Source organism: Bradyrhizobium sp. sGM-13 (genome assembly GCF_018398875.1).
Classification (GTDB): Bacteria; Pseudomonadota; Alphaproteobacteria; order Rhizobiales; family Xanthobacteraceae; genus Bradyrhizobium.
Genome location: NZ_JAGWDK010000005.1, coordinates 295,491 through 322,481, shown reverse-complemented (window position 1 = coordinate 322,481; position 26,991 = coordinate 295,491). Strand labels below are relative to the sequence as shown.

Below are 26,991 nucleotides of genomic sequence, written 5' to 3'. Positions count from 1 at the left end.
CCATCTCCACGTGTTGGCAATTTGCAGCGGTGTAAATTGTCAACATCCGCGCGGTTTTAGTCGCGCTCTGTTACCCTGTCACTTCATTTCCGAGAGCCGCGCCGCGTAGCGGGCCATCAGGTCGACCTCGATATTGACCTCGCTGCCTGCTGCCCAGCCGCCAAGCGTGGTGACGCTGAGCGTGTGCGGGATAATCAGCACCGAAAATGTGACATCCTCGACCGTATTCACGGTCAGCGACACGCCATCCAGCGTCACCGAACCTTTGGCGGCGATGAAACGCGCCAGCTCTCGCGTGGTGCGCAGTTCGAACCGGGCCATATCGGGCAGATCGTCGCGCCTGGCGATGGTGGCGATGCCATCGGCATGGCCCGCCACGATATGACCGCCGAGTTCGTCGCCGATCTTCAGCGCGCGCTCGAGATTGAGCCTTGTTCCCTTGGCCCAATGCTTGGCCGTGGTCATGCCGAGCGTTTCCGCGGCGGCATCGACGTCGAACCATGTCTTGCCGCCTTCGACGCCGGAAGCGACTACCGTCAGGCAGACGCCGTTGCAGGCGATCGAGCCCCCATCGGCGATGGTCGTCTGGTCGTAGCGGCAGGCGATCCGCATCCGGTGCAACTGCCCCTGCGCCGTTGGCGTCAGGGCGACGATTTCGCCGATGTCGGTGACAATTCCGGTGAACATTAAGCGCGCTCGTAAATAGTCAGGGTGTCTTTGCCGAGCGCTTCGCTAGCACGTGGCTTGAAGGCGAGCGACCCGGTGATTGCCGACAGCGGCAATGCGTCCAGCGCGGGAATGCCGTCAGCGCCGACTTTATCAGGACCGCGCAACAGCCAGATTTCATCGACCAAGCCGCTCGCGACGAAGGACGACGCCACCCGCGATCCGCCTTCGACCATCAGCCTTGTGATGCCCTTGTCGGACAGCGCGTGAAGCACCGCCGATAGATCCAGCCACGGCGGCTGCGCGGTAGCCGCAACACGTATCACCTGCGCGCCTGCCGCACCGAGTTTCACGGCGGCCGGCGCCTCGGCAAAATCTGAGGTCATCACCCAGAGCGGCGTCTGCCGCGCGGACTGAACGAGCTTGCTGGTGCCGGGCAGCCGCAGCGCACGATCCAGCACCACGCGCACGGGCGACCGCGCTTCCATCCCCGGCAGGCGGCAGGTCAGGAGTGGGTCGTCCGCCAGCACGGTGCCGATGCCAACCAGGATGGCGTCGCATTGCGCGCGCAACAGATGCACCCGCGTTCTCGCGGCCTCGCCCGTAATCGCAACGGGCTTGTGGCCTGCGGCAGCGATCTTGTCGTCGGCGGAGACAGCGAGTTTCAGGATCACATGCGGGCGCTTGTCGCGGACGCGGCGAAAATGCCCGGCGTGATCGCGCGCGGCTTCCTGAGCACCGAGCCCGACATCGACTGATACCCCGGCCGCGCGGAGTTTTGCATGTCCCTGCCCGGCCACCTCCGGATTGGGATCCTCGATCGCCGATACCACGCGCGCAATGCCGGAGGCGATCACGGCGTCGACGCAAGGCGGCGACTTGCCGAAATGCGAACAGGGCTCCAGCGTCACATACAGCGTCGCGCCCTGCGCCGCCTCGCCGGCACGCCTCAAGGCTTCCGGCTCGGCATGCGGTCGCCCGCCCGGTTGCGTCCAGCCGCGCCCGATGATGACGCCATCCTTCACGACGACTGCCCCGACGGCCGGGTTGGACCAGGTGCGCCCCAGCCCGCGCCGGCCGAGCGACAGCGCAAGCTGCATGAAGCGCTGGTCCGCCGCTTTAGACTCCCTGATCTTCTGCCCGTACTGGTCTTCCAGGATGCGGAAGATCATTTGCGCAACGTGGCGATCCGCGCTTCGTCCTCGCCCGAGAGCTCGCCGAGCACGGTCTCAAAATCCTTGGCCTCGCGGAAATTGCGATAGACGGAGGCGAAGCGCACATAGGCGACGTCGTCGAGCTGGCGCAGGTGCTCCATCACGATCTCGCCGATCGCCTCCGAGGAGACTTCCGCCTCGCCGCCGCTCTCGAGTTCGCGCACAATCGCCGAGACCATCTTCTCGACCCGCTCAGGATCGACCGGGCGCTTGCGCAAGGAGATCTGCAGCGAGCGGACCAGCTTGTCGCGGTCGAACGGCACCCGGCGGCCGTTGCGCTTGATGACCGTCAGTTCGCGCAACTGAACCCGCTCGAAGGTGGTGAAGCGGAAGTTGCAGGCGATGCATACCCGCCGCCGCCGGATCACGGCCGAGTCCTCGGTCGGACGCGAATCCTTCACCTGCGTATCGAGACTGTTGCAGCTAGGACAACGCATCCAACGGGACCTTCGACTTGCTAGACCTTACTGATAGATCGGGAAGCGGTCGGTGAGCGCCTTCACGCGTTCCTTGATCGCGGCTTCGACCAGCGGCGCCTTGCCGTCCTCCGACTGCGCCAGCGCGTTGAGCACCTCGGCGATCATGCCGCCTACCTGCTTGAATTCGGCGACGCCGAACCCGCGCGTGGTCGCCGCCGGCGTGCCGAGACGCAGGCCCGAGGTGACGAACGGCTTTTCGGGGTCGAACGGAATGCCGTTCTTGTTGCAGGTGATGGCGGCGCGCACCAGCGCCTTCTCGGACACGTTGCCCTTCAGCCCCTTCGGCCGAAGGTCGACCAGCATCAGATGGTTGTCGGTGCCGCCGGAGACGATGTCGAGACCATGCCCGCGCAGCGTTTCCGCAAGCGCCTTGGCATTCTCGACGACGTTCTTCGCGTAGACCTTGAAGTCCGGACGCAGCGCCTCGGCGAACGCCACCGCCTTGGCGGCGATGACATGCATCAGCGGACCGCCCTGCAGGCCGGGGAAGATCGCCGAATTCAGCTTCTTGGCGAGCGCTTCGTCGTTGCAGAGAATCAGGCCGCCGCGCGGGCCGCGCAGCGATTTATGCGTCGTCGTCGTGGTGACATGCGCATGCGGCACCGGCGAGGCATGGACGCCGCCGGCGACGAGGCCGGCGAAATGCGCCATGTCGACCAGCAGATAAGCGCCGACGCTGTCGGCGATCTCGCGGAAGCGCTTGAAATCCCAGGCGCGCGAATAGGCCGATCCGCCGGCGATGATCAGCTTCGGCTTCACCTGCTCGGCCTGCTTCGCCACCTCATCCATGTCAATGATCTGGTCCTCGCGCCGCACCGTATAGTGCGCGGCCTTGAACCACTTGCCGGACATGTTGACCGGCGAGCCGTGGGTGAGATGGCCACCGGCCGCGAGATCGAGGCCCATAAAGGTGTCGCCGGGCTGCAGCAGCGCCAGAAACGCCGCCTGGTTCATCTGGCTGCCTGAGTTCGCCTGCACGTTTGCAAACTGCGCCCCGAACAGCTTTTTGGCGCGCTCGATCGCCAAGGTCTCGGCGACGTCGACCCATTCGCAGCCGCCATAGTAACGCGCGCCCGGATAGCCTTCCGCGTATTTGTTGGTCATCACCGAGCCCTGCGCTTCCAGCACGGCCCGGCTGACGATGTTTTCCGAGGCGATCAGCTCGATCTCATGCCGCTGGCGGCCAAGTTCACCTTTGATCGCGGCAGCGATTTCCGGGTCGGCCTCGGCGAGCGTGGCCGTGAAGAACGAGTCGGGCGCGGAGCCGGTCTTGGCGCTGGTGGGCGAGGAGGTCATTGGACGAAATATCTCCACCGCCGCAGGCCCTTAGGGGCGAAGCGGACGGGTCTGGTGTGGCGGTCGAAAGAAGCGCCTGCGAGATACCACATCGGCCGGAATTGGCCAAGCATTTGCGGTACAGGGCTGGTATTTATGCAAGATATGGTGGGAATGAAGCCCTATTCGTCGCCCCGGCCTTGAGCCGGGCGTTCCAGTTCACCGTCATTCCGGGATGGTCCGAAGGACCAGACCCGGAATCTCGAGATTCCGGGTTCGCTTCGCGCCCCGGAATGACTGCCTCCCGCTCACGCAAACCGGTATGGCCCGCCCTTGGCGACCGAGCGCTGGAACGCTGGGCGGGCGTGCATGCGCTCCAGCCAGGCCGCCAGGTTCCGATATGGCCCGAGCTTGTCGAACATTTTTGCCAGCTCGCCGACAAAGCTCATCTGGATGTCGGCGCCGGTCAGCGACGCCCCGACGAAGAACTCCCGCCCGTTCAGCGCGCGGTCGATATAGCCGAGGTGGTTCGCCAGTTCGTCGTCGATGCGCGGATGCAGCGGCGCACCCGCCTCCTTCAGCCGGCCGACATAGAGGTTCAGCATCAACGGCAACATCGCCGAGCCTTCGGAATAGTGCAGCCACTCGTTGTAGGCCTCGTAGTCCGCGCTACCGGGCGCCGGCATCATCACGGGCTTGTCTTTCCCCTGGCCGTAGCGGCGGATGATGTAATCGACGATGGCGCCGGATTCGGCGATGGTCATGTCGCCATCAGTGATGACGGGCGATTTGCCGAGCGGATGAACCTCTTTCAACTCCGGCGGCGCCAGCCGCGTCTCGGCGTTGCGCTGATAACGTTTCAGCTCATAGGGCGTGCCGAGCTCCTCCAGCAGCCACAAGATTCGCTGCGAGCGGGAGTCGTTGAGATGATGAACCGTGAGCATGGGGCTTCCTCTGGTCTTGTTAGAGCGGAGCGGTTCCTCGCAATGATGTGGAGATAGCGACGCAATACTCGACCGTCATCCCCGCGAAGGCGGGGATCCAGTACGCCGCGGCTTATCGGTTCTATCACTGGCGTCTCTGGAATACTGGATCGTCCGCCTTCGCGGACGATGACCATTGAGTATGACGTCGCGATCTCGCGACGCGTTGCGCCCGAGGTTTGCTCTTCACTTCCCGCCCTCTCGTTTAGAGGGCGCAGGGAAGACCGGGTGCTTGCTGCACCCGAGGTCTCGTGTGCAATTGCGCATAGCAAAAGCGCGCACGAGCATACAGGTACAGCGGGAGCATCCCGGCCTTCCCTGCACAATGGCTTTACGGCTTACTTCGTGCTCTCCCGGGAGAACGGCTTTCTTGCCTCCGTCGCCCCCGAGAAGCTTCGCTTCTTAAGGACTTAACGCCAGCACCGTGGACCACACGACTTCGCCGTACGCCTCCTGCGCGTACGTCTTGCGCATTCAGCGTCCATCGCATCTCACCGCACGTTCGTGACGATCGCGACCCGCCCCTCAATTGGGTGAGACGCACGGTATATGTGACTGATTTGGTCTACGACGAAAGCGGATAATTTTTGCGTGACCCGCTAGACACAACATCTAGCTGATTTGCCTGTCGGGCGCGAGACCTTTGCCGGCCGCTGCGTAAACCAGATTACATGCCGCCGTTTCGACTGCGCCTGTAACCGCCCGGGCTGACAGACGGATTTCCAACATGGAAAGCTCACTCCCACCGAAAGAGCGCCAGGCCAATTCGCGACGCTGGCTGGTAACGGCCTTCCTGATCTACGGCACGATGGTCGGCGGTCTTCTGGGATTCTTCGTCATTTTCCCGAATGCCGCCAACGAAACAGAGGCCGAAAACGCACGCACTGCAACGGCAACGAAACCGGTGCGATACGAAGGCGTGATCGCCAACTGGAACCGCGATCGCACCAAGGACGCGCGGGCGGACGCACGGCAATTCGAATGGGCTCAATCGAGAACCAGGCGGCCGGCAGGCTCAGCGCGATCGCTTCCGCCTTTGACGACGACGATTTCGCCGCTGGCCGGCGAGACGCCGGTGAGCGCCGAAATATTCGCACCGTGCGTCACGATGAGGAGGTTTCCGCGCGAGGTCCATTTGGCGATGCGCGCGCGGGCGCCCGCCGTTAGCGTCTCTCGTTGATCGCGCAGCACCACGACATTACCGAATGTCGCAACGGTCTCGACCGGCCCCAAGTTCAGCAATTTGGCGGTGTCGATGCATCGGCACCAGGGCGAGCTCAGGATCGTTTCAAACGCAATCCCTTCCCGCTTGAGCCGCGCACCGATCTTCTCGGCGTCCGCCCGCCCCTTGGCGCTTAGGTTGCGCTGGGTGGCACAATCTTCAACGCGGAAACCGGGTGGATCGCCGAAGCCCCCCGGCGCATCGGTATGCCGCATCAGCGCGACATGCCCCCCGGCGCGCAACGCCCTCCAGGCATTGGCGGCTTCGTCGGCAGTGGCGATCTCCGCCGAACTGAACAAGCCGACGAGGAGCGCGAAGATGGCAAAGCGAATGCAGGACATGGCAAAGCGGCCTTGCTAAAAATACGCAATGAGGCGCCCGGCGCAGATGACGCCGAGCCACAGCAGGATCGATAGCAGTGCAGTCACCTTGGCTGCGCCGGACGCCTTGTCACCCCAGTGTTCAACATAACGCCATGGAACGGCATGCGCGATCACGACGTTGATCAGCGCCGCACCGATCAGAAGCAGCTTGATCTGGAACGCAGGATTTTTCACGACATGCGAAGCATCGGCGCTGAACAGCAAAAAGCCCATGCTGATCGCGAGCAGAAAGCCCGCACGCGACAAGGGCAGCAGCAATTGCGCCATCGGTTGAATGGCAAGCGTGCGCCCGAGTCCCAGCAGCCTCAAGTCGAGAGCCAGGATCGATCCGACCAGGATCACGAAACCGATAATGTGCAGAATCTCGACCGCGGGATAGAGCGCCGGCGAAGAGCGCATCGCATGACCCAGCGCGCTTTCCTGCAGGACCAGGAATATCGATGCGGCCGGCTGGTGTTCCACTGCCCTACCGCAACTCGATACGCTTGCCGTCGAGCACGATATATTCGATCCGCGCCTCGTCCGGCTTGCTGGTGTGCGGATAGCCGAATACGGTGCAGGTCTTGCCGGGCGCGATCAGCTCGCGCGTTGCGCCACGCGCCTGCATGCGCGACGGCGGCGCCAGGACGAAGTGCCAGTGCTTGCCGTCGACCTCCATCTCGATCTGGCAATGCGGATTCTCGAAGCTGGATTTCAGGATCTTGCCGGTGACGGTGAACGATTTCGACGTGTCGTAGCCGCCCCAGCCGTGATGGGCGATAGCGGAAGCCGGCACAAGGCCAGCCGCCAGCGACAGAAACAAACGACGCGAGATTGAGCTCATGGCGAGCCTCCATTGCATATGAGGAACAGTATCGATCTGCCCCTTGGCGCTCATTCCTACTTCCAAAATCGCTCGTTGGGCGCCAACCCCGCCGGGTCGGAGGAATATTCGGGCTTGATGCGATCGAGGAAGTACATGTTCACGAGACCCTTATGCTTAACCTCGACGGCACCGCGGGCCTCTGTCTCGAAGCGTCCCTTGATGTGCTGCCAAGTGGTTTCCGAGATACTGATGCGACCAGGAACGCCGGCGGCTTCGACACGTTCCGCAACATTCACTGTGTTGCCCCAGATATCATAGGTGAATTTGTGCTTGCCGACGACGCCGGCGATAACCGGTCCGGTATTGATTCCGATCCGCGCCAGCCAAGGCGGCAGGCGCAGCTTCTCGCGTTGCCGGTTCAATTTGCTCAGGTGATCCAGTATCTGCAGCGCGCATAACGCGGCATCCATCGGGTGCGAGCGATTGGGCTCCGGCACGCCGCCAACGGCGAGGTAAGCATCGCCGATGGTCTTGAGTTTTTCCAGGCGATGTTTCGCGATGATATCGTCGAACCTGGTAAAGTGCTGGTCGAGCTGATCGATGACGCTCGCCGGCTCCATCATTTCGACGATGCGGGTAAATCCGGTGAAATCGATGAAGATGACGGTCGCAGAATCGAAGAAGCGCGGCCTGACGCGCTCGCTGGCCTTGAGCTCGGCTGCGATGGAAGGCGGCAGGATGTTGAGGAGCAGCCGTTCCGATTCAGATTTCTCGGCAACGGCGCAGTCGCGGGCTTTCTCCAACTGGCGCAGCATCTCGTTGCGCTCAAGCAACTGGCGACGCAATTCCAGGTGCACCATGGTTTGCCGTGACAGCCGTCGTAGCGCTTCGCGCTGCTCGAAGCTGAGCTCGCGCGACTTGAAGTCGATGACGCACAGCGTACCCAGGGCATAGCCATCCTGCGTGATGAGCGGAACGCCGCAGTAGAAGCGGAGCTGCAGCCCGGTCGTCACGAGCGGGCTGGTGTTAAATCTTTGATCGCTGACGAGATCGGGAACGTAGAGAATATCGTTGTTGCAGATCGTGGCCTGGCAAATCGAAATTTCACGGGGGCATTCGCAAAGGTCCGGGGGAAGACCGTATTTGGCCTTCATCCACTGCCGTGACGGATCGACAAAGCTGATCAGGGCGGCCGGGCAGTCGCAAATCTGCGCCGCCAGTTCGGTGATTTCGTCGAATCCAATTTCCGGGAGGCTGTCGAGTATGGCGTAGCTTGCCAGCGCCTCAAGCCGTTCAGGCTCATTGGCTGGAATCGCGATGTCCATAACAAGCCCTCCGCCGGATCGACCAGGAAATCTATGGCGGAGTGCACATGGCCGGCAAGGCCTCCTTACGGAGGCCCTGCTTCAACGTGTTGTGGTCCCGATCAAGCGCTTCGGGACGCGCAGCAAGACCGTGTCCTGGGCCTTACAGCCCCGTATACCCCGCCTTCACCGGATCGTTGCTGCCATCGAGCTGGCGTAGATAGGTGAGCCCGCACACGGTCAGCCGGTGCGGATCCGTCTCGCCCGCCTCGACCAGCGTGGTGAGATAGGCCGTGACCTTGGCGCGCGCCTCCTCGCTGGCAGCGGCGCTGCAGTTCAGAAGCAGGTCATAGGTCTGCATGATCCGTTCGATCGCGGCTTCCATGGATTCTCCTGAGTTGCGTGAGCGGTGATCGTCAGGCCAATGCGCCTGCTTCGAACGTGGCGATCGCCCTATTGGCGAGCCTGAGCCTGTTGAATTCGCCGCGCCGGAACAGCTTCACGATGATTGCGAGCAATCGCTCGTCGGTGACCTGGGTATCGGCAATGGCGCCGCTCTTGCGAAGGTAGTTTGAGGCGATCGCGTAGGCACCGCCCACCACCTCAAAATTCATGACCTGAATTCCGCGCTCGACCAGCATGCCCTCACCTGTTTGGTGGCCGGGCCGATAATTCGTAGGCGCGAAGATGGTTCCATCGCGAGAAGAAGATGGTTCCAATGCAGGAAATCGCAATTTCTCTTTAGGAAACAGCGATAGCTCCCCGGAAATGCGGAGGATTTTCCTTCAAAAACAAAGCGCACCGGAGCCGGAAGACCGGCGCCGATGCGCGTTGAGCAGGGCTTGCTGCCCTGCCAGTTTGTCAGCTTGTTGGCTACCGGTCTTCTAGGCGGCCGGCTTACGAATTCTCAGAGCCGATACAGGATCTGGTCGGTCCAGAACCGCTCGAGGCGGTGCAGCGACTTGTTCAGCGTCGCGAACTCCTCATTCGAGATGCCGCCGACCTGCTCCACCGTCTTGACGTGCTTCTGGTAGAGCGCATCGACGATCTTGCGGATTTCCTGGCCCTGCGCCGTGAGGCGAATGCGGACCGAGCGACGATCGACGCGCGAGCGCTGATGATCGAGGAAGCCGAGCTCGACAAGCTTCTTGAGATTATAGGAGACGTTGGAGCCGAGGTAATAACCGCGCGTACGCAGTTCGCCCGCGGTCAGCTCCTTGTCGCCGATGTTATAGAGCAGCAATGCCTGCACCGAATTGATGTCGGCACGGCCGCGGCGATCGAATTCGTCCTTGATGACGTCGAGCAGCCGGCGATGCAGCCGTTCCACCAAAGTCAACGCTTCCAGATAGAGCGGCTGCACCGGAGTTTGACCGGCAGAGCGTTCAGCGGTTTCCACCGCCGTTGCAACGGCTTTGATCATGACACTTCCCCTGTCGTCGTTTTTCGACTTATTTCGACGAAACTTCTGTTCCGCCTGATAGCTTCAACTTAAGGGGGCGGTTTGAAGATCCACTTAAATAAGACAATAAAGAGATCATGAATTTAACAGAGTGAATTGTGGATTAAGCCCCATGGATCAAGGCTTTTTGCAACATTTCATTGACGCTGAAAGCGCCCTGTTCACGCTTCGTCTGCAAGCCTTGTCGCATTCGGAAACAGGTGCGTCTGAAATCGAAACGCTCGCGTAAGATGTGTGGTGGAACCCTTTACGGCCCTTAACGGTGACCAAATCGTTACGGAAAAGCTTCTTGAAAATTGTACGGGATCGCGTCGCGGATTCTGCACGCGGATGGATTATGGCGGAAAACTGACAGAGTTGAAGGATGCTGCTGCGCAACTCCCTCGCCTCGCTCTTCGCGGGGAGAGGGAGCGTATCAGCATACGCCTGCTACGGCGGGCGCTCGCGCGCGGCCATCCAGGCGAGGGCGAGATAAGCGCCGAGCATTACAGCCTCGAGCGCCACCACCGTCAGGCTGCCGCCGTAGATGCCCGGAAACATCAGCTCGATCACCGCCGTCGACACCACCGTGGTGAGCCACACCACCGCGCCCCAAGGCGTCGCGAGCCACAGGCCGACGGCGCCGACAAGTTCGATGACGGCGAAATAGACGGTCGCGGTCTGCCAGGCCATCGACTGGTTCTCGAACGCCTCTTCCTCGCCGCCGATGAAACCCGTGACCTGCGCCCAGTGGTACAGGCCCTTCATGATCGACACGACCGCCATGATGCGCAGGAACAGCACCAGCCGACGCGTCCACACGTTGTCGTCGGGCTCGATCCGCTCCGACGACATCGCCGCCATGGACATCGCATTGTCCCTGGCATGGTCCCGCCCCTGATCGCGCGCCGAAACGTCAGACATGGAAGCCGACCCGGAAGCTGATCTCGGGGCTGGCCTCGCGCAATGCGTGCGGGAATCTTCTCATGGGGTGATGTCTTGGCCCGGCGGGACGGTAAAATCAATTGCTGATGAGATTAGATCAAGGCTCGGTGACGGGGCAGCGGCAAGGTGCTAGAATTGGAAACAAATCAAAACCTTCCCTCCGCCTCAAGGAGTACCGTTCACATGGCGATCAAGTTCGGGCGTCCGATCGAAATGCGCGACGCGCCGCCGCGGCAGACCGCCCTCGCCTCCACCCCGCTCGACCTTGCCATCCGCCCCCGCCGCAACCGCAAGGCGGAATGGGCGCGGCGGCTGGTGCGCGAAAACGTGCTGACCACGGACGATTTGATCTGGCCGATGTTCGTGGTCGACGGCCACAACACGCGCGCGCCGGTGGCCTCGATGCCCGGCGTCGACCGCCTCACCGTCGATCAGGCGGTGCGCGACGCCGAGCGCGCGGCAAAACTGAACATCCCCTGCATAGCGCTGTTTCCCTATACCGAGCCGTCGCTGCGCGACGAGCACGGCTCCGAGGCGCTGAACCCGAACAATCTGGTCTGCCAGTCGGTGCGCGCGATCAAAAAGGAATTCCCCGAGATCGGCGTGCTGTGCGACGTCGCGCTCGATCCCTTCACCAGCCACGGCCATGACGGGCTGATCGAGGACGGCAGGATACTGAACGACGAGACGGTGGCGGTGCTGGTGAAACAGGCGCTGGTGCAGGCGGAAGCCGGCTGCGACATCATCGCGCCGTCCGACATGATGGACGGCCGCGTCGGCGCGATCCGCGAGGCGCTGGACGAGGCAGGATTTCTCGACGTGCAGATCATGTCCTATGCGGCGAAATACGCCTCCGCCTTCTACGGCCCGTTCCGCGACGCCATCGGCTCCGCCAAAACGCTGACCGGCGATAAGCGCACCTACCAGATGGACAGCGCCAACTCCGACGAAGCGCTGCGCGAAGTCGAACTCGACATCGCCGAAGGCGCCGACATGGTGATGGTGAAGCCCGGCATGCCCTATCTCGACATCGTGCGGCGCGTGAAAGACACGTTTGCGATGCCGACCTTCGTCTACCAGGTATCCGGCGAATACGCGATGATCGCCGGAGCCGCGGCCAATGGCTGGATCGACGGCGACCGCGCGATGATGGAAAGCCTGCTCGGCTTCAAGCGCGCCGGTGCAGACGGGATCTTGACGTATTTTGCGCCGAAGGCCGCGGAGAAGTTGAAGGCGGGAGGCTAAGCCTCCCCGTCGCCCCTGCGAACGCAGGGACCCATACGCCGCGGCTTATTAATAGAGCGATGGGGCCAGTTGCCTTTGCTGCAATGTGCAGCGGTGGTTATGGATCCCTGCGTTCGCAGGGACGACGGAAACGTTGTGGTCCGTCCGACGCTCACCCCGAATATTGCGCGCTGTTAATGGTCGCAGGCCCTTGGCGATAGCGCGGCCGGTTCCCATGTCACGGTCTGGAAATATCGGCCTGGAGGACGGACCATGTCTTATAGCGGCTCTGGCGATACTGGCGGCGGCCCTCAAGGTGCTGGCGGCGGCTGGCGGAACGACGGTGGGGTGCCGCCGCATGCGTTCGATCCCTATTCGCAGCCGGAACTGTTTCGCGGCGTGCTCACGCGGCGGGTATTTGCGTTCCTGATCGACCTCGTCGTGCTGTCGGTGCCCGTCATACTCGGCTACATCTTCATCGGCCTGTTCGGCATCATCACGCTCGGGCTCGGCTGGATGCTGTTCTGGCTGGCGTGGCCCGCCACCATCGTGTGGGCGATCGTCTATTACGGTACCTCGATCGGCGGCCCGCATTCGGCGACGCTCGGCATGCGCGCGATGGATCTGGAGCTGCGCACCTGGTACGGCGAGCCGGGCTATTTCGTGCTCGGTGCCTGCCATGCCGTGCTGTACTGGGTCTCGATCTCATTCCTGACGCCGCTGGTGCTGCTGGTCGGCCTGTTCAACAGCCGCCGCCGGCTGCTGCACGACATCATCCTGGGAACCGTGGTCATCAACAGCTCGGTTCGTACCCAGGTAGTTCCTTCGCCGCGCAGCAGCTATTGAGCGAGCAGCAAACTATTTGACCGCCCGCCTTCGGGGCGCGATGTTAGAGCCGGTCGGGCCCCAAGATGAAATCGGGGCCGGGCCGGCGCTTTTTTCGTTCCGATGCGTTTTCTTAACGCGAACCGGTGTCTACTGCGTTGGAAAGCGCTATGGTTGATTTGTTTCGGAGGCGTGACGACCCGACGTGACCCAACACTCGCGTGATACCCCGCAATTCTACCTGACGGCGCCCTCGCCCTGCCCCTATCTGCCGGGCCGGCACGAGCGCAAGGTGTTCACGCATCTGGTCGGCGACAAGGCTGGCGACCTCAACGACCTCCTGACCCATGGCGGTTTCCGCCGCAGCCAGTCGATCGCTTACCGCCCGGCCTGCGACCAGTGCCGGGCCTGCGTCTCCGTGCGCGTCATCGCCAACGAATTCCGCCCTTCGCGCAACTTCAAGAAGGTTTTGGCGCGCAACGCCGACATCATCGGCGAGCAGCGCAGCGCGGTGCCGACCTCTGAGCAATACTCCGTGTTCCGCGCCTACCTCGACAGGCGCCACCGCCATGGCGGCATGGCCGACATGACCGTACTCGACTACGCGATGATGGTGGAAGACAGCCATGTCGAGACCCGCATCATCGAATACCGCAAGCGCGGCGTCGACACCGGTATCACCGGCCGCGGCGAGGAGCTGGTCGCGGTGGCGCTGACGGATGTGCTCAGCGACGGGCTATCGATGGTGTACTCGTTTTTCGAGCCGTCGCAGCACAGTCGCTCGCTCGGCACCTTCATGATCCTTGATCACATCACCCGCGCGCGCCGGCTCGGGCTGCCTTACGTCTATCTCGGCTATTGGATCGAGGGCTCCAAGAAGATGGACTACAAGGGCCGCTTCCTGCCGCAGCAGCGGCTGGCGCCGTCGGGCTGGCTGAGGGTGGATGCGACCGGCGAAATGCTGTCCGAGCCGCAGGATTGAATGAGCGAATGGCGAGTAGCGAATAGCGAATGGAATCCGCTCCGCTATTCGCTATTCGCGCCTCAGCCGAAAAACGCCTCGAACAACAGCTTCACGTTCAGCGCGACGATGATTCCGGCGACGATCCACGCCACGACAGCGACTGTGCGCGGGATGACGAACTTGCCCATCTTGCGGCGGTCGGAAACGAACCTCACCAGCGGGATCACCGCGAACGGCAATTGCATGGACAGCACGACCTGGCTGAACACCAATAATTGGCCGGTGCCGCGCTCGCCGTAGAGCGCGGTGACGATCACGACCGGAACGATGGCGACGCCGCGGGTCAATAGCCGCCGCGCCCAGTTCGGCAGCCGCAGGTTCAAAAAGCCTTCCATCACGATCTGGCCGGCCAGCGTCGCGGTGACGGTCGAGTTCAGACCGGAGGCGAGCAGCGCCACTGCGAACAGGGTCGAAGCAATGCCGAGACCGAGCAGCGGCGACAGCAATTCATAGGCCTGCCCGATCTCGGCGACCTCGGTGCGTCCGCTCGAATAGAAGGTGGCGGCGGCAACGATCAGGATCGCGGCGTTGATGAACAGCGCCAGCATCAAGGCGATGGTCGAATCCGTGGTGGCCCATTTGATCGCTTCACGGCGGCCCTTGTCGTTGCGCTCATAGGCGCGGGTCTGCACGATCGAGGAGTGCAGGTAGAGATTATGCGGCATCACGGTAGCGCCGATGATGCCGATTGCGATGTAGAGCATCTCCGGATTGGTGACGATCTCGGGCGACGGCACAAACCCCTTCAGGACGGCAGCTACCGGCGGTGCCGCAGCCACGATCTGAATCGAAAAGCAGATCGCGATCACAATTAACAGCGAGATGACGAAGGCTTCGAGGAAGCGAAAACCCTTGTTCATCAGGAGGAGCAGCAGGAAGGCATCGAGCGCAGTTATCAGCGCGCCCCAGATCAGGGGAATGCCGAACAACAGGTTGAGCGCGATCGCGGTGCCGATCACCTCGGCAAGATCGCAGGCGATGATTGCCGCTTCGCAGACCACCCAGAGCAGGAAGTTCACGGGCCGCGAGAAGCTGGCGCGGCAGGCCTGCGCCAGATCGCGGTCGGTGACGATGCCAAGCCGCGCGGCGAGCGCCTGCAACAGGATCGCCATCAGGTTCGACAGCAGGATGACCGCGAGCAGCGTGTAGCCGAACTTCGACCCACCCGCGAGGTCGGTGGCCCAGTTGCCGGGGTCCATGTAACCGACCGAAACCAGATAGCCGGGGCCAAGGAAGGCCAGCAGCCGGCGCGACCAATGCCCGCCAAAGGGCACCAGGATCGTGGAATTGACTTCGGGCAGGCTCCGCCGCGCTTCGGCGGCGGCGTCAGCGCGCCAACCGGAGGCGGTCGTATCGGCCATCACCAAACCTTTGGCTTCCGGGCCCAACTCGGGCGTGCGCGCGTCCATCTCAACAAGATGGCCGATCTTCGTTCTTATTGCAACTCATTTGCAACTGCATCTGCTGATCACGAAAATGATACCACCGACCATACGGTCACCACCGCCAAAGCCGTCGAAATCGCCGAACGCGCGGCGCGCAAGGCCGCCAAAGCCGAGGCGATGCCGATCACCGTGATGGCGGAAGCCGAGAACCCGGCGGCGAACAACAAGGCGGAGGCCATTACCATGCTGGCCAAGGCCGACGCCGAGACGGCGACCACCCGCGCGGCCGGCGTCAAATCGCTCGGCCAAGCCGAGGCCGGCGTTGAAGGCGGAAGCGCGCAACAAGCTCTCTCAGGCGATGGTCGACTACGGGCTGCGGGCGGCCCCCACTTCCATATTGCAAATGCCTCTCATTCGTGACACCAATTGCAACTAATTCGCAATTGCAACTGAGGGAGCATCCGGATGCGTCAGTTCAGGCGGACTTGGGAGGCACACCAAGACAGAAACGACGATTTTCACTTCGGCGATTTTCTCGGCCATTTTCATGTGCCGCACCGATCGCACGGCTCGCATGGCCCGGGTGAGCACCATGGCCCACATGGCCCCCACGGCTCGCCGTGCTACCCGGATCCGAAGCCGGTAAAGCTCGAGTACCGCAGCTTCGACGGTTCGCAGAACAACCAATCCGATTCCACCCTCAACGCTGCCGGAACTGAATTCGCGCGCATCGGTGAAGCGCATTTTGCCGATGGCATTTCCGTTCCGCTCGGCGGCAACAATGCCCGCACCATCAGCAATCTTGTGGTCGGCGCGGGCGACCCTGATGTGGCGAACCCGGAAGGCGTATCCGCCTTCATGTACGCATGGGGCCAATTCATCGATCACGACATGACGTTGACCCAGACGGATGGCGTCAGCGATATCAGCGTCGTGGTTCCTGCGGGCGATCCCGTTCTCCCCGACGGCACGATCATTCCGATCACCCGCGCAGTCATCGATCCCACGACCGGTGCGGGCACGTCCAACCCAGCGATGGCGCTCAATTCCAATACCGCCTGGCTGGACGCCTCGATGGTCTATGGGTCCAGCGCCGCGACCGCGGCCAGCCTGCGCACCGCCGACGGCCACATGTTGACGTCTGCGGGCGACAACCTGCCGATTGTCAATGGGATGGCGGTGGCGGGTGACGCGCGCGCCGCAGAGAATCCCGCGCTCACCGCCTTGCACACCCTATTCGTGCGCGAGCACAATTATTGGGTCGACAAACTGCACCTTGAGCATCCGAAATGGAGCGGCGACCAACTCTACAATCACGCGCGCGCTATTGTGACTGCGGAAATCGCCAACATCACCTATTCGGAGTTCCTGCCAAACCTCGTTGGCAAGAACGCGCTCACGCCCTATGACGGCTATGACCCCAACGTCGATCCCCACCTGACGCTGGAATTCGTCGCCGCGGCGTTCCGCTTCGGGCATTCGATCGTGTCGGGCGAAACCGAGGGCCTTGCGGAAAACGGCGAAGTCATCGCCGGCTCCGAGGAAGACCTGAAGGACGTATTCTTCCAGCCGGCGGCAAACTTCAACGACAATGGCGGCGCCGACGGACAATTGCGCCACCTGGCAGCCGATCCGTCACAAGCACTCGACGCGCGCATCGTCGACGACCTGCGCAATTTTCTTTTCGATCCACCGGTGTCGATGGATCTCGCCGCGATCAACATCCAGCGCGCACGCGACCTCGGCCTCGGCACGCTCAACCAGACCCGTGAAGCACTCGGCCTTGAGCCATACACGGATTTCAGCCAGATCACGAGCGACCCGGAGACGCTGGCCGGACTGAAAGCAGCTTACGGCAACGTCAACAATGTCGGCCTGTGGACCGGCGGCTTGTCGGAAAATCATGTGCCTGGCGCGCTCGTCGGCGAAACCTTCCAGGCCATCATCGCGAGGCAGTTCGAGGCGTTGCGTGATGGCGACCGGTTCTGGTTCGAAAATCAAGGATTTGATGCCAAGACGTTATCCGAGATCAAAGGCACGACGCTGGCAGATATCATTCTGCGCAATACCGACACCAAGCATATCCAGGACGATGTCTTCGTCACCTATGCACGGCACACCGGCCTTGCCGGCGGCGTGGAGTCCGAAGACCCCGAAGCCCGCCAGATTGTTATCGGCTCCGATGGCAACGACACGCTGATCGGCGGTCCGCAGGGCGATTATCTGTTCGCCGGAACCGGCAAGCAGACGATGACGGGGAATGACGGCGCGGATCGCTTCGTATTTGATTTCGGATCCACCAAAGCTGAGATCACCGACTTCGATCCAGGCGTCGACGTGCTGGTGTTTGAGAATGCCGGCCGTCTGGACTTTCGCGACGTGAGGATCTGGGGCAACCACGGGAACACGGTGGTTCAGGTCGGCGACGACCGGATCGAACTCACCGACGTGCGGCCCCATGAACTCACAAAACACGATTTCCTGTTCGACGTTTAATGCGAATCCGTCAGCAGGAAGGACGTGCCGGATAAAGCCCGGCCAGGACGGAAGGTGAAAGGCCTCCACGCGTTCGCGTGTGGAGGCCTTTTGTTTGTGGAAAGGCTTGTTGGGCCGGTCGCGCAAGACGATCGTCAACAACGTCACCATCAACAATCTGCTGCCAGGCCCCTTCGTGACCGACCGCATTCGCACAACCAATGCCGGCGAAGCGAAGAGCAAAGGCGTTGCTGTGGACGACGTGAATGACCGGGACAGGCCCGGCCCTTTAAATTTGGTACCGGCGCTCAGCGTTCGCTGAGATTATCCATCGTCAACTTGCGGATCCGCTGCTCAAACGGGGCAACGACACCCACGAAAGGTTTCCCGCCTTCCCGCAGCGCCAAGATCTCCTTGCGTTGCTCCTCGATCAGCTCAAGCAAGGCCTTTTTTTGCTCGGCGTTTAGACCCGTCGCGCTCTCGGTGCGCTGGCGCGCGCCATCGAGAACCGTCTTGATCTCCGCCTCGGGGATCGTCGCAAAGAACCCCTTCATCGTTTCGTCTACTGCGGTTTTCCAGTTCTTCTGATTGAATCCCGACTTGGTAATCAACTTTTGGCTCGCAGCATCCTTCTCGAACCATTCGTCGGCTTCGTCATCATCGTACGCGAAATCGCCAAACTCGGTCTTCAGCTTCTCGATAAGGTCAACGACGGTGGCGGCCTCGCGAGAGGTCAATGCCAACGCGACCTTGTCGAGTTTGGCCACACTCAATGCGGCGAGCAAAGCAAAGGCTAATGCGACAGCTACCGCTGCCCGTGAGGGGAAACCCCGCATTTTCAATCTACTCCTGTTGATTCCAATGAACGATCCCACCCACCTCACGGACGTGCTCACCGAATCAACAGGCAGCTCGCAAGGAAGTCGCGCCACCTGCCACTGCGCATCAAATGCCCAAATTGTCAATTCGCCCGCCGCTCGATCTAGATGTGCAGATGCGCTCTCGCAGTTTGTGAGAGCCTGAGCTTTGCTGACTTTTTCCCTCGACCATGAGGAGTGCGAAGCGCCACAAGGCGCAACGGTCGCCAGCGCCCTCCCGCTTGCGACACCGGACGACACCAGCGCGATGCCGTTGCGGAGCTCCGCGCGCGGCGATTTCTGTCGCGGGGACCGTGTGCTTCCGGCGTGTGTGGAGGTTTTTGTTTGTAGAGAAGCTTGTCGGAAAACGGGTGGGTTGGATCGTCCATAGTCCAGACAATGGGCCAGATCGATTCTGCCAAGGAATACTGCCATGTCCGCCGCCGACACGCCGCGCCTGCCTGCGACCTTCAACCGTCTGGCCTGGTCGAACCTCGCCGCGCAATCGGCCGAGCAGATCGCGCTGGCCGCAGCGCCCATCGTTGCGGTTCTGCTGCTTGGTGTTGGCGAAGGCCAGACCGGATTGTTGCAGACCGCGCTGACGCTGCCCTTCATCCTGTTTGCGATTCCCGCTGGTCTCCTTGCCGACCGCATCTCGCGGCGCTGGGTGATGGCGGTCTCCGAAGCGCTGCGGGCGGCCGCGCTTGCCGCGACGCTGCTGCTGATCTGGCTCGGCGCAATCACTCTGCCGCTGCTCTCGCTACTCGGCTTCGTCGCCGTATGCGGCACCGTGGCCTACAGCGTCGCCGCGCCCGCTTTGGTGCCATCGCTGGTCAATTCGGAGCAATTGCCCGCGGCGAACGCGCGCATCGAACTGGCGCGCACGGTGGCGTTTGCGAGCGGCCCCGCGCTCGGCGGCGTGCTGGTCGGATGGGTCGGGGCAGCGCCTGCCTTCGGCTTTGCCGCCGCATTATCGGTGATGGCCGTCGTGTTGCTGTCGGGCATCTATGAACCGGCACGCGCCCCTGCCCCGCGCCGCCATCCCTTGCAGGAGATCAGGGAAGGCGCCGCGTTCGTGTTGCATCACGCGCTGCTGCGGCCCGTGTTCATCACGCAGTTCATCTTCAACACGGCGTCGTTCCTGCTGCTGGCCGTGTTCGTGCCTTACGCCGTTCGTCATCTCGGCCTATCGGCCACCGGCGTCGGCGTAACGCTTGGCATGTACGGCGTCGGCATGGTGGCCGGCGCGCTCGCGGCCACACGAGTGATGCAGCGGCTCGCCTTCGGCACGGTGATCGGGCTCGGCCCGGTGACGGGATTCGTCGCCGCCGCCATCATGGCGCTGACCACGATCGCACCGACGCCGCTACTGGCAGGCCTGAGCTTCTTCCTGCTCGGCGCAGGTCCAATTCTCTGGGTGATCTCGACCACGACGCTGCGGCAATCGGTGACGCCGCCCTCGCTGCTCGGACGCGTCTCGGCCATCAACATCATGAGTTACGGCGCCCGTCCGCTCGGCTCGGCGCTCGGGGCCATCGTCGGTGGGCTTTATGGCGCGGAAGCCTGCCTCTATCTGGCAGCCGCGATCTTCGCTGCGCAAGCGCTGGTGATCCTGCTGTCGCCGGTGGTCTCGCTGGCACGGCAGCCGGACATGGTGGGCGAGCCGGCGGGGTGTTAGCCGTCTTGCCGAAACCGTCAATGACGGTTTTGCCAGCATTTCTTTCTAATTGCCTGGAGCCCATTGGTGCTTTCCTATCCCGCTTTGTATGATATACGTAATCTCATACAGAAGTAGGAACCCTCATGGCCGACCAGACTGCAGCAATCGACACCGGTCCTCGTTCGGAAGCTTCTTCCACTGTCCTGCAGATTGCCGTCCTGGCAGGCCTCGCCGCCACGGGAACACTCGCCACCAACATCCTGCTGCCGTCGCTGCCGCAGATGGCGGCGTCGCTCAACGTCACGAGCGCGGCGGTCACCGCAGCGATCACGGTCTTCCTCGCGGTGTTCGCGATCGGTCAGCTCGTGGTCGGGCCGATCTCGGACTGCTATGGCCGCCGTTGGCCGGTCTTGGCTGGATTTGCAATCTTCTTCGTCGGCAGCGTCTGGTGCGGCCTTGCCAATGATTTGCCGAGCCTGCTGATTGGCCGTGTCATCCAGGCGGCCGGCGCCTGCGCCACCTCGGTGCTGTCCCGCGCCATTGCCCGCGACCTATTCTCCGGCGCGGCGCTCGCCCGCGCGATGGCGCTGATCATGATCGCGATGGCGGCAGCACCCGGCTTCTCGCCGCTGCTCGGCGGTGCGCTCGACCACGCTTTCGGCTGGCGCTCCGAATTCGCATTCCTCGCGGCTTTCGCCGGGCTCGGTGCCCTCGCCTACGGCATGGTGTTTGGCGAGACCCACCTCGCAACACGCACCCCGCTCGATCCGCAGGCGATCGCAAAAACCTACCTCGCCCTGCTCCGCAACCGCCGCTTCGTGGTGCCGGCGGCAACCGTCAGCCTGATTCTGGGCGCGCTGTTCTCGATTTTCTCCGCCGCGCCCCGCGTGCTGATCGAAGCGATGCAATTTACGCCGATTCAACTCGGCCTGTTCTTTGCGGGCACGGTGCTGATCGTGTTCGCCGCCGGCATGCTCGCGACCCGGCTGGCGCCACGCTATGGGCTCGATCGTTCGATCCGGGGCGGACTGTTCGCCGCCGCGGCCGGCAGCCTCGCGATGCTGCTGGTCTCGCTATACTCCCCCTCCTTTCTGCCGTTCCTTGCGGCCATGAGCGTGTTCCTGCTCGGCATGGGCATCGTCAGCCCGTTAGGCACGGCGCAGGCGCTGTCCCCGTTCGGCGACAAAGCGGGCGCGGCATCAGCGCTCATCGGCTTCTCGCAGATGATGACGGCCGCGATCGGCGTCTGGCTCGCGGCGACGATTTCCCACGATGCGCTATTCGCGCTTGGCGTAGTTCTGATGGTGTTTTCTTTGGTGGCCGTGGCGCTTTACACACGGCGAGCGAAGGACGGCCAGGACATCTTGCGCGCTTAATCGCCCGACTCTCCGACGATCGAAACTTCAAGGCCGGCCCTGTCATTGCCACGAAGATTGAGCCTGCCGCCGTCAAACCCCAGGGTCCATTTTTGTAACGGGGCATCCGCACCCAACATCCGGCGTTCGATCACGAATGTTTGGCCATCCAGCCACCTTCCCTTGGTCGCAGCGACTCCGAAGGCCGTCGGGTCGCTCTTGCGAAACAGCCCGTCAAGCCCGATCGGGCCGGCAAACTTAAGTGCCGGCGCTGTTGGATCCCGGCTATTCATCTCCAGCTCATAGTGCGGATTCGGACCGGCAAGAGTCAGCGAAAGTGATCGCACATTCAGTGCGTTGCTCGGAAACTTGTATGTCTTTCCCGAGATGGAAGATGCGATCTCGGGCATTGCGCCAACCTCGCTCGGCTTCTCGGTCGATACCTCGTGGATCACGCCTGCGAGCAGGTTCGTGCCGGCGGGGTCCGGCGGCAGCGCCGTCTCGGATTTGACCGCGCCGGAAATATCATCCGCCATTTTGCCGAACGGACAAAAGTTTCTGGCCGTCGTCACCGCAACAATATCCAGCTCGGGAAAAATCATGATCACCTGGCAGTGGTATCCAACCGCCATGTAGACCTTCTTGTCAGGCAGCGCCCAAAAGAGATTGGAATATCGCAGCGTCGGTGAGCGCGACGAGTTCATGTTCACCGTCGCGTGGCGCGTCTTCTCGACCCATCCCGCAGGAACAAGCGGCTTGCCCTCCCATTCGCCATGGCGCAAGTAAAGATAGCCGATCTTAGCCATGTCGCGAGGCAGCAATGCCAGACCATATCCTCCGGTCGAGATGCCCTGGGGGTCGCGCCGCCAATTCCATGTGCTGATCCCGAGTGGCCCGAAAAGCCTGGCCTTGGCGTAATCCGATGCGCTCAACCCCGTCAGCCCGGTGAGAATTGCGGAAAGCAAATGCGGATTACCGCTGTTGTAGTTGAAGATATCTCCAGGTGCGCTCGACATCTGACGATCGAGAATGAATTTGATCCAGTCCGGGCTGCGCTCCATTGCGATCATCGAAACCGGCCGTCCGCTCAACGGCTCCTCCCAGTCTATTCCGGAGGTCATGTCCAGCAGGTTCTGGACCGTTACTGCCTTCTTCCTTTCATCAACGTTCGCAACGCTTCGGTCTGCAAAAAAGTCCAGCATCCGACGATCCGTGCTATCCAGCAGCCCGTCCTTGGAGGCGATCGCCATCAAGGTGCCGATGACAGCTTTGGTGGTAGAGTTGGTGGTGTGCGGAATATCCGCCGCATATGGCGCGTAATAGGCATCGAGGACAATCCTGCCATGCCGGACGATCAGCAAGCTGTCGAAGCTGCGGGTTGCTCCGAACTCGACGAGCTTGGCAAGCGCCGCGGGGTCCATGCCCTGCTCCTCCGGCGTGGATGTTAGCCATTGCCGGGTCGGCCAGGCGGATTCTGCCGCCCCTCCTTGGGCGTATGCGGCAGCGCTGCAGAGCGAAACCACAAGCATGATGGTACCGAGAACAATCCCGGCGGCGGCAAGTCTTGGTTTTTGCATCAGCCCCTCGTGTCGTTGCGATCTAGCTCGCCAGATACCGCTCGTACTTCCCGCCCACGACCTCGTCCGCCGCAATATCCGGATCGAGCGTATAAAGATCCTGCGCGCGGCCGATGCCGCGCAGTGCGTAGCGGCCGGTGGAGACCAGGTAGTTTCGCCCCGCGGCATCGAGACCTCCGCGGAACGCCGAGGACATCAGCAATTCGCGGTCGACCGAGCGGCACATCGAGGCGATGCGGCTGACCTCGTTGACGGCTGGTCCCACCACCGTGAAGTCGAGCCGGTCGTCGCTGCCGATATTGCCGTAAAAGACCTCGCCGACATGCAGGCCGACATGGGCTGATGTGACCGGCCGGTTCTCGGCCGTGCGTCGGGCGTTGAGCGTCCTCATGTTACGGCGGAAACGATGTTCGGCGCGCAGCGCGGCGCGGTTTGCCTTCGTCATGTTCTCATGGGTGAACATCGCCAGCACGCCGTCGCCGATCAGCTTCAGCACCTCGCCGCCGGCATCGTGGATGGCGTCGATCGAGGCCTGCGCATAATCGTTGAGGAACGGGATGATCTCGCCGGGATCGATGCTCTCGCTGATCGCCGTCGAGCCGCGCAGGTCGGAGAACCAGAGCACCGTGTTGATCCGCTCGGTGACGCCGCGCGTGATGCGGCCGCGCAGCACCTGCTCGGCGGTGTCGCGACCGAGATAGACCCGGCCCAGCGTCTTGGTGATGTCAGCCTGCGCCGCGGATTTGATCGCCAACCCCAGCACCGGCACGAGATCGCGGAGCGCCGCTAGTCCCTGCACGCCAAACCCCTCATCGCGCCGTGTCACCCAATAGGAATAGACGCAGTCCATCTGCCCCATGGTGCCGGCCTCGCCGAACTGGTGCACATAGGCGACCAGATGCTTGTGACCTTTCTCGGCGAGCTCGCCCATGAATTTGAAGTTGTGGGAGGTGCGATTGGCGAGGTCGAGCGGCAGCTCTTCATGGCCGTTTTGGAGCATGTAGTAGAAGATCGAACTGCGCCAGGCCTCCGCGGCTTCGCCCTCGTTGGTCGAGCCATATTCGAATGCGTCGCTTTCGTTGGTCTCGGCGTCGTTCCAGCGAAAGCCGCGGCCCTCGAAAATCGGGTGCAGCGTATCGATGAAGACCATGCCGCGCGACAGGCCAAGCCCCTCGGCACAGCAGCGTTCGCAGAAACCGCGGATCAGGTCGTTCTGAGGCAGGCCGGTGAGGCCCTGGCCGACCAGCCAGTTCATCAGGCGCAGACGGGGGGTGAGCTCCATGGGGCTATTATGCCGTGCAATCGGGGCGAGTGAAAGGCTCGCGCCGCCTGCCGCTTAGCGAAGGGGCACTACGTGCCGCACCCGCGTCCGGGACGCGAGAGGCATCAACCCACTTCCTTCCGCACCACCGCTTCGCCGTCTTCCTTGGCGAAGGATTCGACCGGGTTATCGAGGAGATCGAGCACGAGCTCCGAGGGCCGGCATAGCCGGACGCCCTTTGACGTCACAACAATTGGCCGGTTGATCAGGATCGGATGCGCCAACATGAAGTCGATCAGCTCGCCGTCGCTCCATTTCGGGTCGGCCAGGCCGAGCTCGGCATAGGGCGTGCCTTTTTCGCGCAACAGCTCGCGCGGCGAGATGCCCAGCGCCTCGATCAGTTCGACCAACCGGGCGCGTCTCGGCGGCGTCTTCAGGTACTCGATCACCTCGGGCTCTTCGCCGCTCTGCCGGATCATCGCCAGCGTGTTGCGCGAGGTGCCGCAGGCGGGATTGTGGTAGATCGTGACGCTCATGGTTGCGCCTCCTTCAACACTGCGTGCACCTTGTCGCTTTCACGAAGCAGCCAGCCCATGAAGATCAACGCGATGATGGCTCCGCAGGTTTCCGCCGCGATGAAGCCCGGAAGATCTGTGGGGCGAATGCCCGAAAACGTGTTGGTCAGCGAGCGCGCAATGGCAACGGCGGGATTGGCGAACGACGTCGACGCCGTGAACCAGTAAGCCGCCGTGATGTAGAGGCCGACCAGCCACGGCACCGCAGCGCGGTTGAACCGAATACCGGCCAGGATGGTCGCAACCAGGCCGAACGCCGCGACGGCTTCGGCGAGCCATTGCGCACCGCCGGTTCGCATTTTCAGCGAGGCATCGAGCAGCGGCAGCGCGAACATCGCATGCGCCAGCATGGTTCCGGCAATCCCGCCCGCGATTTGCGCAGCGACGTAGAGCAGCGCCTCGCGCGGCGTCAGCTCGCGCCTGAGCGCAAAAACCAGCGATACCGCCGGATTGAAATGGGCCCCGGAAATGGGACCGAGAATGGTGATGAGGACGACCAGGATGGCACCGGTCGGCAACGTATTGCCGAGCAACGCCAGTGCGACGTCCTTGGTCAAGGTCTCGGCCATGATCCCGGAGCCGACTACGGTAGCGACCAACAATGCGGTCCCGAGCGCTTCGGCAGCGAGCCGGCGGGGCAGATCGAATTCGGACATCAGCTCGCCTTCTCATGGCCTGAGGTCGCGCCGTCGCTGCGGCCGATGTCGCGCAATTTGGTCCCGAGCGACAGGCGGTCGATACTTTGCAGCGGCAGGCTCGTAAAGGCAGCAATTCTGTTTTTGAGATAGCGGAATGCCGCGACGAATGCCGCTTCCCTCTCGATATCGGTGCCCTCGACGGCAGCGGGGTCCTCGATGCCCCAATGTGCCGTCATCGGCTGGCCCGGCCACAAGGGACAGGCTTCGCCGGCGGCGTTGTCGCAAACCGTGAAAACGAAATCCATCACGGGAGCATCGGGCCGCGCGAACTCTTCCCAGCTCTTGGAGCGCAAATCGTCCGTGGGGTAGTCGAGGCGGTTGAGAACCTTGATCGCAAACGGATTGACCATCCCCTTCGGCTGGCTGCCGGCGGAGAAGGCGCGAAAATTGCGGCGGCCGTCCTTGCGCAGGATCGATTCCGCCAGGATCGAACGGGCGGTGTTTCCGGTGCACAGGAAGAGTACATTGTAGATGCGTTCAGACATACGCTTTCCTCCTCGGCTTCGGGGTGCAGCAAGGCGTGAGGTCTTCGATCAATGGACCGCAGATTTCGGGCCGCCCGTCGCAACAATCCCTGAGCATGAACAGCACGACGGACTGAAAGGCCTTCAGATCGGCGCGATAGACAATCGAGCGGCTGAAGCGGCGCGCTGTCACCAGCCCCGCACGCGACAAGATCGCCAGATGCGACGACATGGTGTTCTGCGGCACGGCGAGCGTCTTGGCGATGTCACCTGCAGGCAATCCCTCAGGCTCGTGTTTCGCCAATAGCCGAAACACGTCGAGCCGGGTCGATTGCGCCAGCGCCGCCAGCGCCAGAATAGCTCGATCGGATTCCATATATCCAGACTTATCGATATATCAGGACATGTCAACTTTTACTGTCGCCGCTGTAAGCGCCGGATATTTCGATATTTCTGGAAATACGGTTGACGGGCGGTGATAGCCGTGGCATCGTGCAGTCATGAAGCTCGATGACGCAGCCGCCCATCTGGAAGCGCTGGGCAATCCGACCCGGCTCAAGATCTATCGTGCGCTAATCCGCGCCGGCGGCGCCGGACTTGCCGTCGGCCGCCTGCAGGAGAAGCTGAAAATCGCGCCCTCGACCCTCTCCCACCACATCAAGGCGCTGGTGGTGGTCGGCCTCGTCACCCAGGTGCGCGATGCTACCACGCTGATCTGCCACGCCAACTACGAAGTGATGCGGGAGCTGGTGGGTTTCTTGGTCGCCGAATGCTGCACGGAAAGCGCCGAAACCGCCGACGCCAAAGTCAATGCCAAGACCAATGCCAGGACCGCGGCTTAGCGCGCCGCGTTTCTTTGGACCGGTATTTCGATATTTCTAGTTTTATGGGAGA

30 protein-coding genes are annotated in these 26,991 nt (G+C 62.4%); 9 read left to right on the top strand and 21 right to left on the bottom strand.

Going from position 1 to position 26,991, the window contains the following annotated elements; all coding sequences use genetic code 11:
* Window positions 1–78: 78 nt before the first annotated feature.
* The 13 genes from KJQ96_RS10295 to KJQ96_RS10235 all read right to left on the bottom strand — a co-directional run bounded on the left by KJQ96_RS10295 (window position 79) and on the right by KJQ96_RS10235 (window position 10,696).
* A complete protein-coding gene (locus KJQ96_RS10295; RefSeq protein ID WP_213286510.1) occupies window positions 79–687 on the bottom strand; it encodes a riboflavin synthase in 609 nt (202 codons plus the stop codon).
* Window positions 687–1,838 carry a bifunctional diaminohydroxyphosphoribosylaminopyrimidine deaminase/5-amino-6-(5-phosphoribosylamino)uracil reductase RibD gene (gene ribD, locus KJQ96_RS10290; protein ID WP_213286509.1) on the bottom strand — a complete coding sequence of 384 codons (1,152 nt, stop codon included), beginning with the start codon at window positions 1,836–1,838 and terminating at the stop codon, window positions 687–689. The genes KJQ96_RS10295 and ribD overlap by 1 nt, the downstream gene beginning before the upstream one ends.
* Entirely contained in the window at window positions 1,835–2,317 is a 483-nt protein-coding gene (gene nrdR, locus KJQ96_RS10285) for a transcriptional regulator NrdR (protein ID WP_028345697.1), read from the bottom strand. The genes ribD and nrdR overlap by 4 nt, the downstream gene beginning before the upstream one ends.
* Before the next feature lie 27 nt (window positions 2,318–2,344).
* A complete protein-coding gene (glyA, locus tag KJQ96_RS10280) occupies window positions 2,345–3,655 on the bottom strand; it encodes a serine hydroxymethyltransferase (RefSeq protein WP_028345696.1) in 1,311 nt (436 codons plus the stop codon).
* A 287-nt stretch (window positions 3,656–3,942) separates the two neighbouring features.
* A complete protein-coding gene (locus KJQ96_RS10275) occupies window positions 3,943–4,578 on the bottom strand; it encodes a glutathione S-transferase family protein (protein WP_213286508.1) in 636 nt (211 codons plus the stop codon).
* Between the two features lie 1,026 nt (window positions 4,579–5,604).
* Window positions 5,605–6,180 carry a histidine phosphatase family protein gene (locus KJQ96_RS10270; protein WP_213286507.1) on the bottom strand — a complete coding sequence of 192 codons (576 nt, stop codon included), beginning with the start codon at window positions 6,178–6,180 and terminating at the stop codon, window positions 5,605–5,607.
* A 15-nt stretch (window positions 6,181–6,195) separates the two neighbouring features.
* A complete protein-coding gene (locus tag KJQ96_RS10265; RefSeq protein WP_213286506.1) occupies window positions 6,196–6,684 on the bottom strand; it encodes a hypothetical protein in 489 nt (162 codons plus the stop codon).
* 4 nt (window positions 6,685–6,688) lie between these two features.
* Window positions 6,689–7,045: a DUF6152 family protein gene (locus KJQ96_RS10260; protein ID WP_213286505.1), complete on the bottom strand. Its 357-nt coding sequence runs from the start codon at window positions 7,043–7,045 to the stop codon at window positions 6,689–6,691.
* 56 nt (window positions 7,046–7,101) lie between these two features.
* Complete coding sequence (locus tag KJQ96_RS10255; RefSeq protein WP_213286504.1) at window positions 7,102–8,352, bottom strand: adenylate/guanylate cyclase domain-containing protein; 1,251 nt, start codon at window positions 8,350–8,352, stop codon at window positions 7,102–7,104.
* 142 nt (window positions 8,353–8,494) lie between these two features.
* The gene (locus KJQ96_RS10250; RefSeq protein WP_028345690.1) at window positions 8,495–8,716 is read right to left on the bottom strand and encodes a hypothetical protein; all 222 of its coding nucleotides are present in this window, start codon (window positions 8,714–8,716) and stop codon (window positions 8,495–8,497) included.
* Window positions 8,717–8,747: 31 nt separating this feature from the next.
* On the bottom strand, window positions 8,748–8,972 hold the full coding sequence (locus KJQ96_RS10245; RefSeq protein ID WP_213286503.1) for a hypothetical protein: 225 nt from the start codon (window positions 8,970–8,972) through the stop codon (window positions 8,748–8,750).
* 266 nt (window positions 8,973–9,238) lie between these two features.
* On the bottom strand, window positions 9,239–9,754 hold the full coding sequence (gene ldtR, locus KJQ96_RS10240) for a transcriptional regulator LdtR (protein WP_028345688.1): 516 nt from the start codon (window positions 9,752–9,754) through the stop codon (window positions 9,239–9,241).
* 468 nt (window positions 9,755–10,222) lie between these two features.
* A complete protein-coding gene (locus KJQ96_RS10235) occupies window positions 10,223–10,696 on the bottom strand; it encodes a DUF6163 family protein (protein ID WP_213286502.1) in 474 nt (157 codons plus the stop codon).
* A 204-nt stretch (window positions 10,697–10,900) separates the two neighbouring features.
* Here KJQ96_RS10235 and hemB point away from each other — a divergent pair, with 204 nt between their 5' ends.
* The 3 genes from hemB to KJQ96_RS10220 all read left to right on the top strand — a co-directional run bounded on the left by hemB (window position 10,901) and on the right by KJQ96_RS10220 (window position 13,748).
* Window positions 10,901–11,962 (top strand): porphobilinogen synthase, encoded by a 1,062-nt coding sequence (gene hemB, locus KJQ96_RS10230; protein ID WP_213286501.1) that lies wholly within the window; start codon window positions 10,901–10,903, stop codon window positions 11,960–11,962.
* 252 nt (window positions 11,963–12,214) lie between these two features.
* Entirely contained in the window at window positions 12,215–12,787 is a 573-nt protein-coding gene (locus tag KJQ96_RS10225) for an RDD family protein (protein ID WP_213286500.1), read from the top strand.
* 184 nt (window positions 12,788–12,971) lie between these two features.
* Entirely contained in the window at window positions 12,972–13,748 is a 777-nt protein-coding gene (locus KJQ96_RS10220) for an arginyltransferase (RefSeq protein ID WP_213286499.1), read from the top strand.
* A 62-nt stretch (window positions 13,749–13,810) separates the two neighbouring features.
* On the opposite strand, the gene KJQ96_RS10215 is transcribed toward KJQ96_RS10220, so the two are convergent.
* Window positions 13,811–15,199, bottom strand: a complete 1,389-nt coding sequence (locus KJQ96_RS10215; RefSeq protein ID WP_213286498.1) for an Nramp family divalent metal transporter — start codon at window positions 15,197–15,199, stop codon at window positions 13,811–13,813.
* A 9-nt stretch (window positions 15,200–15,208) separates the two neighbouring features.
* On the opposite strand from KJQ96_RS10215, the gene KJQ96_RS10210 reads away from it, so the two are divergent.
* The 3 genes from KJQ96_RS10210 to KJQ96_RS10200 all read left to right on the top strand — a co-directional run bounded on the left by KJQ96_RS10210 (window position 15,209) and on the right by KJQ96_RS10200 (window position 17,972).
* Window positions 15,209–15,595, top strand: coding sequence for a hypothetical protein (locus KJQ96_RS10210; protein ID WP_213286497.1), 387 nt, complete (start codon window positions 15,209–15,211; stop codon window positions 15,593–15,595).
* Window positions 15,596–15,640: 45 nt separating this feature from the next.
* A complete protein-coding gene (locus tag KJQ96_RS10205) occupies window positions 15,641–17,671 on the top strand; it encodes a peroxidase family protein (RefSeq protein ID WP_213286496.1) in 2,031 nt (676 codons plus the stop codon).
* A 94-nt stretch (window positions 17,672–17,765) separates the two neighbouring features.
* Window positions 17,766–17,972, top strand: coding sequence for a hypothetical protein (locus KJQ96_RS10200; protein ID WP_213286495.1), 207 nt, complete (start codon window positions 17,766–17,768; stop codon window positions 17,970–17,972).
* Here the strand turns inward: KJQ96_RS10200 and KJQ96_RS10195 are convergent.
* Complete coding sequence (locus KJQ96_RS10195) at window positions 17,959–18,486, bottom strand: hypothetical protein (RefSeq protein WP_213286494.1); 528 nt, start codon at window positions 18,484–18,486, stop codon at window positions 17,959–17,961. The genes KJQ96_RS10200 and KJQ96_RS10195 overlap by 14 nt on opposite strands.
* Before the next feature lie 454 nt (window positions 18,487–18,940).
* On the opposite strand from KJQ96_RS10195, the gene KJQ96_RS10190 reads away from it, so the two are divergent.
* Both KJQ96_RS10190 and KJQ96_RS10185 read left to right on the top strand, forming a co-directional pair.
* Window positions 18,941–20,185, top strand: coding sequence for an MFS transporter (locus KJQ96_RS10190; RefSeq protein ID WP_213286493.1), 1,245 nt, complete (start codon window positions 18,941–18,943; stop codon window positions 20,183–20,185).
* A 125-nt stretch (window positions 20,186–20,310) separates the two neighbouring features.
* A complete protein-coding gene (locus KJQ96_RS10185) occupies window positions 20,311–21,543 on the top strand; it encodes a multidrug effflux MFS transporter (protein WP_213286492.1) in 1,233 nt (410 codons plus the stop codon).
* On the opposite strand, the gene KJQ96_RS10180 is transcribed toward KJQ96_RS10185, so the two are convergent.
* From KJQ96_RS10180 to KJQ96_RS10155, 6 genes are all read right to left on the bottom strand, one after another.
* Complete coding sequence (locus tag KJQ96_RS10180) at window positions 21,540–23,099, bottom strand: serine hydrolase (RefSeq protein WP_213286491.1); 1,560 nt, start codon at window positions 23,097–23,099, stop codon at window positions 21,540–21,542. The two genes, KJQ96_RS10185 and KJQ96_RS10180, sit on opposite strands and share 4 nt — an antisense overlap.
* A 22-nt stretch (window positions 23,100–23,121) precedes the next feature.
* Window positions 23,122–24,381, bottom strand: coding sequence for an adenylate/guanylate cyclase domain-containing protein (locus KJQ96_RS10175; protein ID WP_213286490.1), 1,260 nt, complete (start codon window positions 24,379–24,381; stop codon window positions 23,122–23,124).
* Between the two features lie 104 nt (window positions 24,382–24,485).
* On the bottom strand, window positions 24,486–24,896 hold the full coding sequence (arsC, locus tag KJQ96_RS10170) for an arsenate reductase (glutaredoxin) (RefSeq protein ID WP_213286489.1): 411 nt from the start codon (window positions 24,894–24,896) through the stop codon (window positions 24,486–24,488).
* A complete protein-coding gene (locus KJQ96_RS10165; protein ID WP_213286488.1) occupies window positions 24,893–25,591 on the bottom strand; it encodes an MIP/aquaporin family protein in 699 nt (232 codons plus the stop codon). Before KJQ96_RS10165 ends, arsC begins: the two co-directional genes overlap by 4 nt.
* Window positions 25,591–26,118 carry an arsenate reductase ArsC gene (locus KJQ96_RS10160; protein WP_213286487.1) on the bottom strand — a complete coding sequence of 176 codons (528 nt, stop codon included), beginning with the start codon at window positions 26,116–26,118 and terminating at the stop codon, window positions 25,591–25,593. The genes KJQ96_RS10165 and KJQ96_RS10160 overlap by 1 nt, the downstream gene beginning before the upstream one ends.
* A complete protein-coding gene (locus tag KJQ96_RS10155) occupies window positions 26,111–26,473 on the bottom strand; it encodes a helix-turn-helix transcriptional regulator (RefSeq protein ID WP_213286486.1) in 363 nt (120 codons plus the stop codon). Before KJQ96_RS10155 ends, KJQ96_RS10160 begins: the two co-directional genes overlap by 8 nt.
* Window positions 26,474–26,597: 124 nt before the next feature.
* Between KJQ96_RS10155 and KJQ96_RS10150 the strand changes: the two genes are divergently transcribed.
* On the top strand, window positions 26,598–26,939 hold the full coding sequence (locus KJQ96_RS10150) for a helix-turn-helix transcriptional regulator (RefSeq protein ID WP_213286485.1): 342 nt from the start codon (window positions 26,598–26,600) through the stop codon (window positions 26,937–26,939).
* The last annotated feature ends 52 nt before the right edge of the window (window positions 26,940–26,991 follow it).